The sequence below is a fragment of the Bariatricus sp. SGI.019 genome (assembly GCF_050315235.1).
Lineage (GTDB): Bacteria > Bacillota > Clostridia > Lachnospirales > Lachnospiraceae > JAFBIX01.
The window spans coordinates 69,645-86,761 of sequence record NZ_JBNPOQ010000010.1 but is presented as its reverse complement, the minus strand read 5'-3'; the positions used below and the strand labels follow the sequence as shown (position 1 = coordinate 86,761).

Genomic DNA, 17,117 nt, shown 5'->3' with positions numbered 1-17,117 from the left:
ATGACAACAAAGGAGAAGACGAATGTTATTAGAACGACTGGGAAAAGAATTATTGTATTTTGATGGTGGAATGGGAACTTTGCTTCAGTCGAAAGGACTGAAGCCAGGAGAACTTCCAGAAGTATGGAACCTGGAACATACAGAAGAAATCGTTGATATTCATCGTCAATATTATGAGGCGGGAAGTGACATTGTTCTGACGAATACTTTTGGTGCTAACGCATTAAAATTCCATGATTCAAAATATGCATTAAAAGATATTGTGACAGCTGCTGTAGCGAATGTAAAAAAAGCAGCATCTTTAGGAGTGCATGACGGACGAGAAGTATATACGGCATTGGATATAGGACCAACTGGTAAACTGCTGAAGCCGATGGGGGATCTTGCGTTTGAAGATGCCTACGAGGCTTTCAAAGAAGTGGTAAAATATGGAGAAGATGCTGGTGTGGATCTGATTCATATTGAGACTATGAGTGATACCTATGAAGTAAAAGCAGCTGTTCTCGCCGCAAAAGAGAATACAGACTTGCCGGTATTTGCAACAATGATTTTTGATGAAAAAGGAAAGCTTTTGACAGGCGGAGATGTTCCGTCAGTTGTTGCTATGTTGGAAGGATTAAGAGTTGATGCATTAGGAATTAACTGTGGAATGGGGCCTGAGCAGATGCTCCCGATTCTAAGTGAGATTATGGAGTACACTTCTATTCCGGTCATTGTAAAACCGAATGCAGGACTTCCAAAACAAAGGGATGGTGAAGTATACTATGATGTAGTTCCAAGACAATTTGCGCAAACGATGCAGAAAGTTCTGCAATTAGGAGCCAGTGTGATCGGTGGATGTTGTGGTACTACACCGGAACATATCCGTGTCATGATTCAAGGTGTTCAGAGCCGTCAGCTGCAAAGACCGGTTCCTACAGATAAAACGATTGTATCTTCTTATGGAAAAGCGGTTTTGTTAGGGCAGAAGCCTATGATCATCGGAGAGAGAATTAATCCGACCGGAAAAAAGAAGTTCAAGCAGGCTTTAAAAGAACACGATATGGATTACATATTGAAAGAAGGAATCACACAGCAAGACAGAGGTGCGCATATTCTGGACGTTAATGTCGGCCTTCCGGATATAGATGAAGTTGCCATGATGAAAGAAGTTATTACTGAGCTACAGAGTGTAACCAGTCTGCCATTACAGATTGATACGGTAGATATTAAAGCTATGGAAGCTGCGATGCGTATATATAATGGGAAACCGATGGTAAATTCTGTGAATGGCAAGCAGGAATCTATGGATCAGGTTTTTCCTTTGATTCAAAAATATGGTGGTGTGGTGATTGGACTGACCATTGATGAAGAAGGAATTCCTAATACTGCAGAAGGAAGGATTAAGATTGCTGGGAAGATTATAAAAGAAGCAGAAAAATATGGTATTCAGAAAAAAGATATTGTCATTGACGTCCTTGCAATGACAATCAGTTCTGAACCAGATGGCGCAAAGGTAACATTGGAGGCATTAAAAGGGGTACGGGAAGCATACGGTGTATGCACAGTGTTGGGGGTGTCCAACATCTCTTTTGGACTTCCTTATCGTCCGGCGATTAATTCCAATTTTTATACTATGGCAATGCAGAATGGTCTGAGTGCAGGAATTATTAATCCATCTTCCGAAGATATGATGCGTTCTTATTATTCTTTTTGCGCATTGATGAATTATGATGAAAATTGTGAGGAATATATTCAAAAATATGGAAATCAGCAAATCTCTACGACATCAATAATGTCTTCAGAGCTTACTCTAAAATCTGCAATTGAAAAAGGATTAAAAGAAGAAGCTCATCATGCAACCAGAGAATTGTTAAAGTCCCAAGAACCATTGGAGATTATCAATCAACATTTAATTCCGGCTTTGGATGTTGTAGGAAAGGGTTTTGAGAAAGGAACCATTTTTTTACCGCAATTGTTGATGAGTGCTGATGCAGCGAAGATTGCGTTTGCGGTGCTGAAAGATGTCCTTGCCCAGAACGGCGGAGATGTTCAGAAAAAAGATAAAGTGATTCTGGCAACGGTAAAGGGAGATATCCATGATATAGGGAAAAATATTGTGAAAGTATTGCTGGAAAACTACAGTTTTGATGTGATTGATCTTGGAAAGGATGTTCCACCGGAAACGATTGTAGATTGTGCAATCCGGGAAGATGTCAAGCTGATTGGTTTGAGTGCATTGATGACGACCACGGTTGTCAGCATGGAAGATACAATTAAGCTTCTGCATCAGAAAAAGCCAGAATGTAAAGTTATGGTTGGTGGGGCAGTGCTGAATCAAGATTATGCGGATATGATTGGTGCCGATTTCTATGGGAAAGATGCAATGCAATCAGTGTATTATGCACAGAGAGTATTTTCAGAAGAATAAAAGAAGGAAAAGAGGAAGAAGAATATGTCATTAATATTACCAGAAAAATATGACCCCCGTCTGGGTGTGCGAGAAACGCAGGAGGCAATTAAATACATTCGTGATACATTTCAGAAAGAATTAGGGAAGGAAATGAATCTCGAGAGAATCTCAGCACCGTTGTTCGTGGAAAAGAGTAGTGGACTGAATGATAACCTGAATGGTGTGGAACGTCCTGTACAGTTTGATATTGCTGGAATTCCCGGGGAGACTGTAGAGGTGGTACATTCCCTTGCAAAATGGAAACGTATGGCCTTGCATGAGTATGGTTTTCAGCCAGGAGAAGGGTTATATACCAATATGAATGCCATTCGCCGGGACGAAGAACTGGATAACCTCCATTCCTGTTACGTGGACCAGTGGGATTGGGAGAAGGTTATTACGAAGGAAGAACGAAATATTGATACTCTAAAAGAAACTGTGAGAACTATTTTTAAAATCATCAAGCATATGCAGCATGAGGTTTGGTATAAGTATCCCAATGCTGTAAAGAAACTTCCGAATGATGTGTTCTTTATCACCTCTCAGGAATTAGAGGATCGTTATCCGGATAAAACGCCAAAAGAAAGAGAAAATCTGATTACCAAAGAATATGGCTGCGTATTCTTAATGCAGATCGGAGATAAACTGGCAAGTGGAAAACCTCATGATGGACGTGCACCTGATTATGATGACTGGCAGTTAAACGGAGATATTCTGTTCTGGTTTGAGAATCTGAACAGTGCTTTGGAGATTTCCAGTATGGGGATCCGTGTTGATGAAAAATCACTGGAAGAGCAGCTGAAAAAGGCAGGATGCGAGGAGAGAAAAGATCTTCCATATCATCAGATGCTGTTGAATGGAGAATTGCCTTATACAATCGGCGGCGGTATTGGACAATCCAGATTATGTATGCTCCTTTTGGATCGTGCACATGTAGGAGAAGTACAGGCAAGTATCTGGCCAAAAGAGATGCGGGAGACTTGCAGACAACATAATATCTTCCTTCTCTAATTAAGAAAATGTTTTAAAATAGGAACAAGAGAAATGGTTGACAATTCATTAACAAATAATTATAGTTGAATCTGTAAAAATGATACGTTATACCAGGAGGATATGAGAACTATGATGAGAGGATTGGACACGACAGTTAGAAAACTCAGACGAACAGTATTTGAGGAAGTTGCCAGACTGGGATTTAAGGCGAATGCAGATACTCTGAATGATGATATGGAAGCAATTCCATATAAAATCGTGAATGATGATACGATTAAATACAGAGAGAGTGTTTATCGTGCACGTGCAGTAGTAAGAGAGCGTCTTCGTCTTGCAATGGGCTTATCTCTGCGTCCAGAAAACAAACCGGTTCATCTGACTGCAGGTGTGGAAGCCAGCAACATCTCAGATAAATATTATGAACCGCCGCTTATGCAGGTGATTCCATCAGCCTGTGAAGGATGTCAGGAGAAAGGATATGAAGTCAGCAATATGTGTAAAGGCTGTCTGGCGCATCCATGTATGGAAGTCTGTCCAAGAGGCGCGATCTCTATGGTCAATGGTCGTTCTTTTATCGATCAGGAGAAGTGTATTAGCTGTGGAAAATGTAAAACAGTCTGTCCATATGATGCAATCTCAAAAAAGGAACGTCCATGTGCAAAGGCGTGTGGTGTCTCTGCAATTGAAACAGATGAACAGGGACGTGCAAAAATCAACGTAGATAAATGTGTTTCCTGTGGAATGTGCATGGTAAGCTGTCCGTTTGGAGCTATTTCTGATAAGTCTCAGATTTTCCAACTTGCAAGAGCTCTGACAGAGGGCGATGAGATCGTTGCGGAGATCGCACCGGCATTTGCAGGACAGTTTGGAGATAATATTACGCCGAGAAACTTAAAAGCAGCTCTTCAGGAACTTGGATTTTCTGAAGTATATGAAGTTGCACTGGGTGCTGATATCGGAGCAATCGCTGAGGCACGTCATTATGTACATAAAGTAGCTACCGGAGAATTGCCATTCTTATTAACTTCTTGTTGTCCTTCCTGGGCGATGCTTGCGAAAAAGTATTTCCCAGATATGATTGACCAGGTTTCTCAGGAACTGACACCGATGGTGGCAACTGCCCGTACAATTAAGAAAGAACATCCGAATGCAAGAGTGGTATTTATCGGGCCATGTGCTGCGAAGAAGCTGGAAGCCATGAGAAGAACGGTAAGAAGTGATGTAGACTTTGTTATTACTTTTGAAGAATTGCAGGCAATGTTTGATGCAAAGGATATTGATCTTCTGGAATATGAAGCGGAATCTTCCTTCCATAATGCAACGGGTGCAGGACGTGGATATGCGGTTGCAGGCGGTGTTGCTGATGCAATTGAAAAGTGCATCAAAGAATATTACCCAGATGTGGAAGTTAAGATTGAACATGCTGAAGGGCTGGCAGAATGTAAGAAGATATTGTCTATGGCCAAGGTCGGAAGAATGAATGGCTGTCTGATCGAAGGTATGGGATGTCCTGGCGGATGTGTAGCAGGTGCAGGTACCAATCTTCAAGTTACAAAAGCACAGAAGAAGGTAAAAGAGTTCGTAGATGGATCTACAAAGAAATTACCTCCAAAAGAATTAGAAGAAATTGAATTAAAGTAACTACAAAGGGGCAAGCGGAGCGTTGACAAACCGCTTGCTTCTCTTTATAATTAAAACTTAGTTATTTAAATATTTTACAGAATCTAAAATATTTCATGTATACGTATGGGTCATATATAGGAATGGGTCATGAATGCATATGAATAGGGAACAGGAGGATGTTATGCAGAAATACGGAGTAAATGAATTAAGAAGGATGTTCCTTGAATTTTTTGAGAGTAAAGAACATCTCGCTATGAAAAGTTTTTCATTGGTGCCACATAATGATAAGAGCTTATTGTTGATCAATTCAGGAATGGCACCATTAAAGCCATATTTTACCGGACAGGAGATTCCACCAAGAAGAAGAGTGACAACCTGCCAGAAATGTATTCGTACCGGAGATATTGAAAATGTAGGTAAAACAGCACGTCACGGTACCTTTTTTGAAATGCTTGGTAATTTTTCGTTCGGAGATTATTTTAAAACAGAATCCATTCACTGGACATGGGAATTCCTGACAGAGGTTGTGGGACTTGATCCTGACAGACTGTATCCTTCTGTTTATTTGGAGGATGATGAAGCATGGGAGATCTGGAACAAGGAGATTGGAATTCCAGCAGAAAGAATCTTCCGGTTTGGAAAAGAGGATAATTTCTGGGAACATGGTTCCGGCCCGTGCGGTCCATGTTCTGAAGTATATTATGATCGTGGAGAAAAGTATGGCTGCGGCAGTCCTGACTGTACAGTAGGCTGTGAATGCGATCGTTATATGGAGATCTGGAACAATGTATTTTCACAGTTTGATAATGACGGACACAATAATTATACTGAATTAGCGCAAAAGAATATCGATACTGGTATGGGGTTGGAGCGTCTGGCTTGTATTGTACAAGATGTGGATTCCATGTTTGATATTGATACAATTAAGGCTTTACGTGACCATGTCTGTCGTCTTGCAGACGTAGAATATGGAAAAGATGATGAGACGGATGTCTCTATCCGTGTTGTTACTGACCATATCCGTTCTGTGACATTTATGATTTCTGATGGAATTATGCCATCCAACAGTGGACGTGGCTATGTTCTTCGTCGTTTGCTTCGTCGTGCTTGCCGTCATGGAAGATTGTTGAATATTAAAGGTGCATTTTTAGTAGAATTGGCACAGACTGTCATTGATGGTTCAAAAGATGGTTATCCTGAACTGGAAGAAAAGAAAGACTTTATCTTTAATGTTATTGCTAAAGAAGAGGCACAGTTTAATAAAACTATTGATCAGGGATTGTCTATTCTTGCAGAAATGGAAGCCGAGATGGCAAAAAATGAAGAAAAGGTTCTTTCCGGAGAAAATGCATTTAAGCTTTATGATACTTATGGATTCCCGATAGATCTAACCAGCGAGATTCTGGAAGAAAAGGGGCTTACTTATGATGAGGAAGGTTTCAAAAAAGCACAGAAAGAGCAGCGCGCCAAATCAGAAGGTACCTTTGGTACACATGCGATGTCCGGAAAAGATGCGACAGTATATGATGAACTGGATCCCGCACTTGCAACAGAATTTGTAGGATATGAAGATCTTATCTTTACTTCTAAGATTACTGCACTTACGACCGATGCATCCAAAGCAGACGCAGAAGTGGTGGATGCATTATCTGACGGAGAAAGAGGAACTATCATTGTTGATAAGACTCCTTTCTATGCTACCATGGGTGGTCAGGAAGGTGATATCGGTGTAATCAGGACTGCAGATGGCGAATTCGTAGTAGAAGAATGTATTCATCTTGCAGGAACAAAGGTCGGACATATTGGTTATGTATCAAAAGGAATGGTAAAAGTTGGAGATGAGGCAGAATTGACTGTAGAAGAAGAGAATCGTGGTCTGTGTGCAAGAAATCACAGTGCAACGCATCTTCTGCATGCGGCACTTCGTCAGGTGCTTGGTACTCATGTAGAGCAGGCGGGATCTTCCGTCAATGCAGACAGACTTCGCTTTGACTTTACACATTTTTCTGCAATGTCCAAAGAGGAATTGAAACAGGTAGAAGATATTGTGAATACAAAGATTGCAGCATGCTTTCCTGTAGTAGCACAGAATATGCCGATTGAAGAGGCAAGAAAGACTGGGGCGGCTGCATTGTTCGGTGAAAAATACGGCGATATCGTTCGTGTAGTAAGCATGGGAGACTTTTCCGTCGAATTCTGTGGTGGTACTCATGTGGCGAATACCGGAGTGATTACAGCTTTAAAGATTGTGTCAGAAACTGGAGTTGCCGCAGGGGTTAGACGTATCGAAGCATTAACTTCAAAAGGATTGTTAAAATATTATGATGAACTTGAAAAGAAACTTCTGGAAGCTTCCAGTCTTGTAAAAGCAAATCCTGATCAGCTCGCTGAGAAGATTCAGCACCTTTTGTCTGATAATAAAGCATTGAACAGTGAATTAGAGAGCCTGAAGAGTAAACTTGCCCAAGATTCACTTGGTGATGTAATGGATCAGGTGGTTGAAGTTAAAGGTATAAAATTGTTGGCAACAAAGGTGGAAGGTGTAGATATGAATGGTCTGCGTGACCTTGGTGATCAGCTGAAAGAAAAGTTAGGTGAAGGAGTTGTTGTACTTGCTTCTGCTAACGAAGGCAAGGTAAGTCTTATGGCAATGGCTACAAAAGAGGCTATGGATAAGGGCGCACATGCTGGTAATCTGATCAAGGCATCAGCAGCTTTAGTTGGCGGAGGCGGCGGCGGACGTCCGAATATGGCACAGGCCGGCGGAAAGAATCCTGCAGGCATTGACGCAGCTCTTGCAAAAGCAGCAGAGGTTCTGGAACAACAATTGGCATAGTTCTTCGTTATATAATTGACATAAAATATACGAGAATAACGAAAAAAATGTTGACGAAGTGGAAATATGTGTTATAATCTAATGTAGTGCAAGAAAAATACCCGAACAGTCGTATGATGCACAATATAGGACTGGAGGGGAGGTTAGGTGTGAGACTATGTCAAATGTAATCGTTAAAGAAAACGAGACGTTAGATAGCGCTTTACGCAGATTCAAAAGAAACTGTGCGAAGGCTGGTATTCAGCAGGAGATTCGTAAAAGAGAGCATTACGAGAAACCAAGTGTAAGACGTAAGAAAAAATCTGAAGCTGCTAGAAAACGTAAGTATAACTAATATGTGCAATAAATAGAGTGTCGAATGACACTCTATTTTTAGTTCTGCAAGCAGATTTTTTTGAACCATTTCAGTATGTGAAACAGGCAGTTTTGAATGTGAAAATATGCTAAAAATGTTAAAAAATTATCTTGAAAAAATGTAAAAAAGGTATTGACTATAAAAAAATGTAGGTATATACTTTAAGTCGTTAAAGGCAAAGGCGCCGTATCGTAGATACGGTGCCTTTTTCTTTTGCCCTGAATTATAGTTTAAATAAATATGTATGGAAGAGAGGAGATTTTACAATGAGATTAAAGGATACGGGTCTTACACCACAAGAGTTGAAAGATATCGTAAATAAATACATGGTGGAGACATATGAACGTTATGACTTTATTGCAGAAAGAGCAGAAGGAATGTATCTGTATGATGAGGAAGGAAATGCATACCTTGATTTTTATGGTGGTGTAGCAGTTAACAGTGCTGGTAACAGAAATCCAAAGGTTGTAGAAGCAGTAAAGGATCAGATGGATGATATTATGCACACATTCAACTATCCTTACACTATTCCACAGGCACTTCTTGCAAAGAAGGTATGTGATACCATCGGTATGGATAAGATCTTCTATCAGAACTCAGGAACAGAAGCAAATGAATGTATGATCAAGATGGCAAGAAAATATGGTGTTGATAACTATGGTCCAGAAAGATATCATATCATTACAGCAAAACATGGTTTCCATGGAAGAACATATGGTGCTATGTCTGCAACAGGACAGCCAGATAACGCAATTCAGATGGGATTTAAGCCAATGCTTCCTGGATTCAGTTATGCTGAATATAATAACCTGGAAGATTTCGCTTCTAAGGTTACAAAAGATACTATCGCTATTATGATTGAACCTGTACAGGGAGAAGGTGGAGTACATCCTGCAACTCAGGAATTTATGGAAGGATTACGTAAGCTGTGTGATGATAATGATATGCTCCTCCTGTTTGACGAGGTTCAGACAGGATGGGGACGTACCGGAGCTCCAATGGCATATATGGGATATGGTGTAAAACCAGATGCAGTTTCTATGGCAAAGGCTATTGGTGGCGGAATGCCGCTGGCTGCTTGTTGTGCAACTGAAAAAGTAGCAACAGCATTTACAAAAGGAACACATGGTTCTACATACGGCGGACACTGCGTTGCCTGTGCAGCAGGTCTTGCATCTGTGACAGAAATTCTTGATAAAGATTTGAGTGGAAATGCAAGAGAGATGGGAGAGTACATGAAGCAAGAACTTGCAAAACTTCCACATGTAGTAGAGGCAAGAGGACGTGGACTTCTGGTCGGATGTGAATACGATCTTCCAATCGCAGTAGAAGTAAAACACGGATGTCTGGATCGTATGGCACTTATCACAGCGATTGGAGATAAAGTAAATCGTATGATTCCGCCATTGATCGTAACAAAGAAACAGATTGATGAATTGATGCTTATCATGCGTGCAGCTATTGAAGAAGCTGTTGAGAAATACGAGAAATAGACATATCAAATATATTTCCTCAAAAGATGAGCCAGATAACAGAAATGCTATCTGACTCTCTTTTTTAATTCCTGATATAATCGGCAAATTGGGAGACCGACAACATTATTATAATCTCCTTTAATGCATTTTACATGGATGGCAAATGAACCCTGAATTCCGTACGCACCGGCCTTGTCCAATGGATCGCCGGATTCGATATAAGAATGCAAATCTTCACGGGAGATCGGACAAAAAGTAACATCGGTAGATTCGTAGAAAGTGTTGGTGTGAATCTGCCCATTTTGAAAATAAATCAGAGATACACCAGTATAGACCTGGTGTGTTCGGTCTGACAGCATAGACAGCATATCAAAGGCTTCGGATTTATTTGCTGGTTTTCCCAGAATTTCATTGCGATATACGACTATGGTATCAGCACCTATGACAACATAGTCTTGTCGACCACCGGAAGATTTTTGATGGCGCTTAAACACGTCTTGTGCCTTCTGGAATGCAAGTTCCATGACCACATCTGATGGTGTGGTTTTTGTGATTCTCTCCTCCACCATGGATGGAATTACCTCAAAGCGAAAACCCGCCTGTTCCATGAGTTCCTTTCTACGGGGAGAGGCGGATGCGAGTATATATTTCATGATTAGTTCTCCTTTGTTAAAAGATGTCTGCGGATTACTTACAATATCTAATATTATAGCAAAAAAATTGCAAAGATAATAGAGATTCGATATAATGTTAAAAAAAGGACGAGATAAATATGGAGGAATAGATTATGTATATCAGTGAAATCAGAACATCTGCGCCAACAGATGAAAGAATGCCTTTAGAACGAAAGATGTATGAAACATTAGATAAATTAAAGATTCCATATGAGCAGGTAGATAATGATCCGGCTGCATCTATGGAAGAGTGCGCAGCGATTGATCAGGCAATTGGGACAGAGATCCGAAAAAATGTATTTTTATGTAACCAGAAGAAGACAACATTTTTCTTACTGGTCATGCCTGCAAATAAGGCATTTGATACTTCCTCTTTCAGCAAAAAATTAGGAGTGTCTCACATGTCATTTGCTCCGCCGGAAAAGATGTTGGAACATCTGGGTACTACGCCGGGTTCTGCCAGTGTGGCAGGTCTATTGACGGATGAAGATGATTATGTGCAGGTAATCGTAGATAAGGAAGTGGCTGAATCGGAATGGTTTGGATGTAATCCTGGCATCAATACCAGCCATCTTAAGTTTAAGACAAAAGATCTGCTGAATAAATTTCTTCCGGCGATCCATCACAGAGCAAGAATCGTAGATTTATAAAAGAGGATAGCTATTATGCGTAGTGTGTCAATAGATGAGTTAAAAGAAAGCATTGCAAAGAAAAAGCCTGACGAGAAACTAGAGTTTCGGGAAGTGGAAATTCATCATGCAGATTTGACCGGATGGAATTTAAGTGGAATAGATTTTACATTGAGTTCTTTTCATGGCAGCATATTAAATGGTGTGAATTTTTGCAACAGCAGCGTGGAGAATGCATTATTTGACGGGTGTCCGCTTCATGGGGCGGATTTTCGGAATGCGAACATGAAGACAGCATCTTTTCGGTATTGTGATCTTGAAGAGGCAAATATATGTGGGGCTAATTTGTTCGGGGCTGTTCTGGAATATGCAAGATTAGACGGGATTCTATCAGATGACAGAACCCAGTGGTTTCGCATGCATTGTCCGGAGACTGGACCGATTCTGGGGTATAAAAAATGTGTGAATGACCGTCTGGTACAGCTGTTGATTCCGGCAGACGCGAAACGGACATCGGCGACACTTCCATCTTGTAGATGTAATAAAGCAAAAGTTCTGACAATTAAAAGCTTTGATTCTACAGAAGAGTTCGAGGAAGCCTGGTCCCTGGTAGATGAGAACTTTGTCTATCGAAAAGGACAATGGGTGGAAGTAATAGATTTTAACGAGGATCGATGGATGGATTCGACGACAGGAATTCATTTTTGGATGACACGGAAAGAAGCAATAGAATATTAGGAGAAGAGTGGATGGATGAAGTCGGCAGAAGATTTAAGACAATTATTGAATAAGATTGATCATAGAAGCTATCCTGCCTATAAGGATACCAGGGGAACCTATCAGTTTCAGGCGTATGTATTATCTATTGATCATGTGCAGGGAGATCCGTTTGCGGCTCCCTCAAAATTAAGCATCAAAGTACCTGGAAAAATTGCTGGGTTTCCGGCAGAATTGTATGATCGGAATTATAAAAAAATTGCCCTTCAAGATCATTTGATTCGTATTTTTGCAAAACAAATTGAACAATATTCTTTTCAGGCGAAAGGTTCAGGCAAGAGCGGTGTGATTTCTGTTTCCAGATGTGGTCAGGAGATTTTGGAGAGAACAGCTTGTACTGTACAGGAAAAAACGGGAGATATCATAGTTCGGTTTGAGGTCGGATTTCCGGCGAATGGCCGTACGATTAATGCCAGAGAATTAATAAAAATTCTCTATGATTTTCTCCCGGTATGTGTGGGAAAAACATTATATTATAACAGATTGGATCAACAAAAAGTCCAAAAGGTCATGGAACTGTCGGTAGATCAGGAATATATTCGGTCTCATCTGGAGGAGTATAACCTGGTGGCTTTTGTGGCGGATGGTTCGATCCTTCCGCGGGAATCTGGAGTGTCACAGCGTCCTATGAAGGAAGCTGTTCCGTTTTGTTCACCAGAATCTGTGAAGGTAGAGATGAATCTCCCTCATAAGGGAAAGATTACTGGAATGGGTATTCAAAAGGGTGTCACATTGATTGTAGGTGGAGGCTATCATGGGAAGTCTACACTCTTAAAAGCATTAGAAGCCGGTGTGTATCCACATATTGCTGGTGATGGAAGAGAATATGTCGTGACGGATCCTACTGCGATGAAGATTCGAGCGGAAGATGGACGAAGTATCAGGCATACAGATATTTCTATGTTTATTAATGATCTTCCCAATGGTAAAGATACGGTGACATTTGATACGGAAGATGCCAGCGGAAGTACTTCCCAGGCGGCCAATGTGGTGGAGAGTATAGAAGCTGGTGCGAAGACATTTTTGATCGATGAGGATACGAGTGCTACAAATTTTATGGTACGAGATGAATTGATGCAGCAAGTCATTCACAGGGATATGGAGCCAATTACTCCATTTATTGAACGAGTGAGGGATCTTTATGGAGAGTTTGGAATCTCAACAATTCTTGTTGCAGGCAGTTCTGGAGCGTATTTTCAAGTGGCCGATATTATTATACAGATGGATCGTTATGTGCCAAGGGAAATCACGGCAATTGCAAAAAATGCAGCACAGAATTATCCAAAACTTCAGTTACCGGAAGAAAAACCAGTGATGCCTTCTTTTGACAGAAAGATTCAAGTCAATCAGGGATTGAGGAAGCGAGGAAGAATTAAGCTAAAAACATTAGGCCGGGATGGCGTAATGCTTAATCATGAGACGATAGATTTGAGATATGTAGAGCAACTGATGGATGTGGAACAATTGACATCTCTAGGATACATTGTGAAATATCTTGAGGAGAATGTGTTTGATGGTGAAAAGACTTTGGGATATATAATAGAAGAATTATATAAAAAACTGGTTCGTCAAGGGATTGGAATAGTATCTGAAGGAGGATATCTTCCGGGGAATATGGCGATGCCAAGAAAGCAAGAGGTATATGCATGCCTGAACCGCTATCGCCATCTGGGAACATATGGAAAAAAATAATATCATCTGTCTGGGAATGAATTGACTTTTTTTTGTTAGAAATTTATAATGGACAAGAAAGTTGCATAAGTATAAGGGGTTATTTCTATGAGAGTAATTGCAGGAAGTGCAAGAAGAATTACGTTAAAGACATTGGACGGTATGGATACCAGACCGACGACAGATCGAATCAAAGAGACATTATTCAATATGATTGCACCATATTTGTATGATTGCATATTTTTGGATTTGTTTGCAGGAAGTGGAGGTATCGGAATCGAAGCTTTGAGTCGAGGTGCCATGGAGGCTGTCTTTGTAGAAAAGAATCCAAAAGCAATGGCGTGCGTAAAGGACAATTTGAAACGTACGCATTTGGAATCTAAGGGAATGACGATGTCGATGGATGTAATGACAGCATTATATAAGTTAGAGGGGGAAAAGCAGTTTGACTATATCTTTATGGATCCTCCTTACGGACATGAATTTGAACGAAGAGTTTTAGAATATTTGTCAGATTCCAGCCTGTTGGCAGAAGATGGAGTTATTATTGTTGAGGCATCTAAGAATACAGAATTTGACTATGTGGAAGATCTGGGATTTTCTATTATTAAAACCAAAGAGTATAAGACGAATAAACACGTATTTATTGAGTCGGCAGGAAGGAAAGACATATGTTAAGAGCAATATATCCGGGAAGTTTTGATCCGGTAACATTTGGACATTTGGATGTGATAAAAAGATCTGCAAAATTGGTGGATGAATTAATTGTCGGAGTCTTGAATAATAAAGCAAAAAGTCCGTTGTTTTCCGTAGAAGAACGTGTTAGAATGTTAGATGAAGTAACAAAAGATATGCCAAATGTAAAGATAATTCCGTTTGAAGGGCTGTTAGTAGATTTTGCCCGTAAGATGGATGCAGGAATGGTTATTCGTGGATTGAGGGCGATTACAGATTTTGAATATGAATTGCAGATGGCTCAGACAAATCATAAGATGGAACCGGATGTAGAGACTGTATTTTTGACGACTAATTTGAAGTATTCATATTTAAGTTCTACCACGGTAAAAGAAGTGGCAGCTTTTGGAGGGGACATTTCTCAGTTTGTACCAGACTATGTTGCAGACAGAATAGAAGAGAAGATGAATCAAAAAAAGGAGAGTGTAAATTATGAGCAGCCGTATTGAACAGATTATTGAAGAGATTGAAGAGTATATCGACAGTTGTAAGTTCCAGCCGTTATCTACATCGAAAATTATTGTAAATAAAGATCAGATGGATGAATTGCTTCGTGAGCTACGCATGAAGACACCGGATGAGATTAAGAGATATCAGAAAATTATTGCAAATAAAGATGCAATCCTTGCAGATGCCCAGGCAAAAGCAGACAGCCTGATCGAAGAAGCACAGATTCATACAAGTGAGCTTGTCAGTGAACATGAGATCATGCAGCAGGCGTATGCGCAGGCTAATGAGATTGTTACGGCAGCAACAGAACAGGCACAGCAGATTCTGGATAATGCAACTAGTGATGCTAATGATATTCGAATTGGCGCATTGCAGTACACGGATGATTTGTTGGCGAATGCAGAAAGCATTATCGGTCATACATTGGATAGCTATACAACCAAGTATGATGGTCTTGTGAATTCTTTGCAGGAATGCTATGACATGGTTCGCAACAATCGTTCAGAATTGGAGATACCGGAGCAGTCATCCCGTGGATTGGAAGCAGAGTATGGCGACCAGGGTTCGGATATGGAATATGAGATAGATGATGAAGAATTAGATCAACAGTAACAGATAGATGGAAGCAAACAGGCTGGTTACCAATGCGGTAATCAGCTTTTCTATTATATAAGGAAGAATGGAAAGACCAGTCCCGTGTATCATGGATTTTGTCTGAGCGACGGAGCACCATCCGCCGAATGCAGTGAGGGCGAGAACGAATGCAATCTGGGTATTCGGTCTGATTGGTGCGGAACATAGAATCTTTATTCCTGTTGTAATTTCCAGTGATGGTAAAATAATGGAAGTGATGAGAACAGAGTGATAAGGAATATATTCTATTAATGCTATAAGAATAGAAAAAAGCATGATATACCCACCAACTTTTGTGATTGTTTCAAATCCGTCCATGATACATTTGTCTATAAGGTTTTCAAGAGTCTCTGAGCCATAATGGACTTTTGAAAACGGATGAACGGATGTTGATGTTTTGAAAGGAATCTGGTGGAATCTTCGAAAGAAAAAGCTGCAAAATATAGGAGAAAGCATAAGGATAAATAAAACAGGAAGTGTTAAGTCACTATTTTGCAAATTCTGCCAGACAATGTAACTGATAATGAACATCGGGCTTGTGTTATTGCAGAATGAGAGTAGATATTGCCCTTCATTCTTTGAAATATAATTATGTTTCAGGAGATCAGCAGTTACTTTGCTTCCCATTGGATAACCACATAAAAAACCCGTTAAAATCGCAAATGCACCATATGAGGATACATGGAAGAATCTGCACATAAAAGGAGCTGTGAAGTTGGCGATCCAGTCGATAGCCGGAGTACGAAGCAACAGATTAGACAGTATGATAAAAGGAAGAAGTGTAGGAAGTACTGTATTAAACCACAGAAGAATCCCAGAGCTTGCCCCTTGGAATACACCTTGTGGAAAAATTAGCATGGAAAGAAACAGAAGAAGGACGGATAGTGTAGACAGAAAACGTTGAATTGACATATTGGGACACCGGAAAATTGCTTTTGTTTTATTCTATGGAGTGCATAGATGTTTTATGAAGAAAGATTCGCTATAAGGAATAATGAATTCTCAAAAACTGTAAATAAAAGATTTTTATATTTTAAAATTTTATAGGACCGGTTCCCTGGTGAATAGGGGACTGGTCCTGTTCATATAGTGATTAAAAAGAGTTTTTTTATGAAAAAGAAAAAAACACGAAAAATTATAGTTCTATTGTTTTTGCTCTCTCTTTTTACTGTGTTGGAAACAGGTCGTCTTATGGAAATGGGAAAGTATTATGGTCTACAAAAGAAAACAATCAAAGATACAGAATATCGAAGGGATTTTTTTTCGTCATCTATGAGAGAAAAAGAAGAGCTTTTATCGGATGAGTGTATAACATTACTCCAAAATGTGGAAAAAGAAGTGAGTTATTTTCCAATTCCCGAATCGACTGTGGATAAGTCACTGAAAACATCCTATACAGACAGCTGGATGATGGAGCGTAAATACAAAGGAACAACTGGACATGAAGGGACCGATATTATGGCATCGATCAATGAAAGGGGAATCTATCCAGTAGTGAGTATGACGGATGGAACTGTCACAAACTTGGGATGGCTTGAAAAAGGAGGATATCGAATTGGCATAACATCAGAGAGTGGTACTTATTATTACTACGCCCACCTGGACTCTTATGCCGGGATTTCAGAAGGAGAACAAGTGATAGCAGGGGAACTGTTGGGATATATGGGAGATTCTGGATATGGCCCGGAAGGTACAAAAGGCAAATTCGCTGTACATCTTCATGTAGGAATCTATTCATATAAGGACGGGGAAGAGATTAGTGTGAATCCATATTACGTTTTGCGTTCTTTGGAAAATAAGAAATTAAAGTATGCTTATTTCTAGAGTTATACGAA

At 40.1% G+C, this 17,117-nt stretch carries 16 protein-coding genes; 14 read left to right on the top strand and 2 right to left on the bottom strand.

The window, feature by feature from the left end:
• Positions 1–22: 22 nt before the first annotated feature.
• From ACQRD1_RS08090 to ACQRD1_RS08065, 6 genes are all read left to right on the top strand, one after another.
• On the top strand, positions 23–2,410 hold the full coding sequence (locus ACQRD1_RS08090) for a homocysteine S-methyltransferase family protein (RefSeq protein ID WP_235231509.1): 2,388 nt from the start codon (positions 23–25) through the stop codon (positions 2,408–2,410).
• A gap of 24 nt (positions 2,411–2,434) precedes the next feature.
• Positions 2,435–3,442, top strand: coding sequence for an aspartate--ammonia ligase (gene asnA / locus ACQRD1_RS08085; protein ID WP_235231508.1), 1,008 nt, complete (start codon positions 2,435–2,437; stop codon positions 3,440–3,442).
• A gap of 111 nt (positions 3,443–3,553) precedes the next feature.
• Complete coding sequence (locus ACQRD1_RS08080; protein WP_427787224.1) at positions 3,554–5,065, top strand: 4Fe-4S dicluster domain-containing protein; 1,512 nt, start codon at positions 3,554–3,556, stop codon at positions 5,063–5,065.
• Between the two features lie 163 nt (positions 5,066–5,228).
• Positions 5,229–7,883 carry an alanine--tRNA ligase gene (gene alaS, locus ACQRD1_RS08075; protein WP_427787223.1) on the top strand — a complete coding sequence of 885 codons (2,655 nt, stop codon included), beginning with the start codon at positions 5,229–5,231 and terminating at the stop codon, positions 7,881–7,883.
• A 157-nt stretch (positions 7,884–8,040) separates the two neighbouring features.
• Positions 8,041–8,217 (top strand): 30S ribosomal protein S21, encoded by a 177-nt coding sequence (gene rpsU / locus ACQRD1_RS08070; protein ID WP_004054229.1) that lies wholly within the window; start codon positions 8,041–8,043, stop codon positions 8,215–8,217.
• A 287-nt stretch (positions 8,218–8,504) separates the two neighbouring features.
• A complete protein-coding gene (locus ACQRD1_RS08065) occupies positions 8,505–9,731 on the top strand; it encodes an aspartate aminotransferase family protein (protein WP_235231505.1) in 1,227 nt (408 codons plus the stop codon).
• 47 nt (positions 9,732–9,778) lie between these two features.
• Here the strand turns inward: ACQRD1_RS08065 and ACQRD1_RS08060 are convergent, their stop codons facing one another.
• Complete coding sequence (locus tag ACQRD1_RS08060) at positions 9,779–10,369, bottom strand: Maf family protein (protein WP_235231555.1); 591 nt, start codon at positions 10,367–10,369, stop codon at positions 9,779–9,781.
• Positions 10,370–10,500: 131 nt separating this feature from the next.
• Here ACQRD1_RS08060 and ACQRD1_RS08055 point away from each other — a divergent pair, with 131 nt between their 5' ends.
• The 6 genes from ACQRD1_RS08055 to ACQRD1_RS08030 all read left to right on the top strand — a co-directional run bounded on the left by ACQRD1_RS08055 (position 10,501) and on the right by ACQRD1_RS08030 (position 15,261).
• Positions 10,501–11,037 carry a prolyl-tRNA synthetase associated domain-containing protein gene (locus ACQRD1_RS08055; protein WP_347376284.1) on the top strand — a complete coding sequence of 179 codons (537 nt, stop codon included), beginning with the start codon at positions 10,501–10,503 and terminating at the stop codon, positions 11,035–11,037.
• 15 nt (positions 11,038–11,052) lie between these two features.
• On the top strand, positions 11,053–11,754 hold the full coding sequence (locus ACQRD1_RS08050; RefSeq protein WP_427787222.1) for a pentapeptide repeat-containing protein: 702 nt from the start codon (positions 11,053–11,055) through the stop codon (positions 11,752–11,754).
• 15 nt (positions 11,755–11,769) lie between these two features.
• Positions 11,770–13,485: an ABC-ATPase domain-containing protein gene (locus tag ACQRD1_RS08045; protein ID WP_427787221.1), complete on the top strand. Its 1,716-nt coding sequence runs from the start codon at positions 11,770–11,772 to the stop codon at positions 13,483–13,485.
• Positions 13,486–13,572: 87 nt separating this feature from the next.
• Entirely contained in the window at positions 13,573–14,142 is a 570-nt protein-coding gene (rsmD, locus tag ACQRD1_RS08040) for a 16S rRNA (guanine(966)-N(2))-methyltransferase RsmD (RefSeq protein WP_235231501.1), read from the top strand.
• Entirely contained in the window at positions 14,136–14,648 is a 513-nt protein-coding gene (gene coaD / locus ACQRD1_RS08035) for a pantetheine-phosphate adenylyltransferase (RefSeq protein ID WP_235231500.1), read from the top strand. The genes rsmD and coaD overlap by 7 nt, the downstream gene beginning before the upstream one ends.
• The gene (locus ACQRD1_RS08030) at positions 14,632–15,261 is read left to right on the top strand and encodes an ATPase (RefSeq protein WP_235231499.1); all 630 of its coding nucleotides are present in this window, start codon (positions 14,632–14,634) and stop codon (positions 15,259–15,261) included. Before coaD ends, ACQRD1_RS08030 begins: the two co-directional genes overlap by 17 nt.
• Here the strand turns inward: ACQRD1_RS08030 and ACQRD1_RS08025 are convergent.
• Positions 15,247–15,600, bottom strand: a complete 354-nt coding sequence (locus ACQRD1_RS08025; protein ID WP_427787220.1) for a hypothetical protein — start codon at positions 15,598–15,600, stop codon at positions 15,247–15,249. The genes ACQRD1_RS08030 and ACQRD1_RS08025 overlap by 15 nt on opposite strands.
• Before the next feature lie 397 nt (positions 15,601–15,997).
• Here ACQRD1_RS08025 and ACQRD1_RS08020 point away from each other — a divergent pair, with 397 nt between their 5' ends.
• Both ACQRD1_RS08020 and ACQRD1_RS08015 read left to right on the top strand, forming a co-directional pair.
• Positions 15,998–16,186, top strand: coding sequence for a hypothetical protein (locus ACQRD1_RS08020; RefSeq protein ID WP_235231497.1), 189 nt, complete (start codon positions 15,998–16,000; stop codon positions 16,184–16,186).
• Between the two features lie 206 nt (positions 16,187–16,392).
• Positions 16,393–17,106 (top strand): M23 family metallopeptidase, encoded by a 714-nt coding sequence (locus tag ACQRD1_RS08015; protein WP_235231496.1) that lies wholly within the window; start codon positions 16,393–16,395, stop codon positions 17,104–17,106.
• Positions 17,107–17,117: the final 11 nt, after the last annotated feature.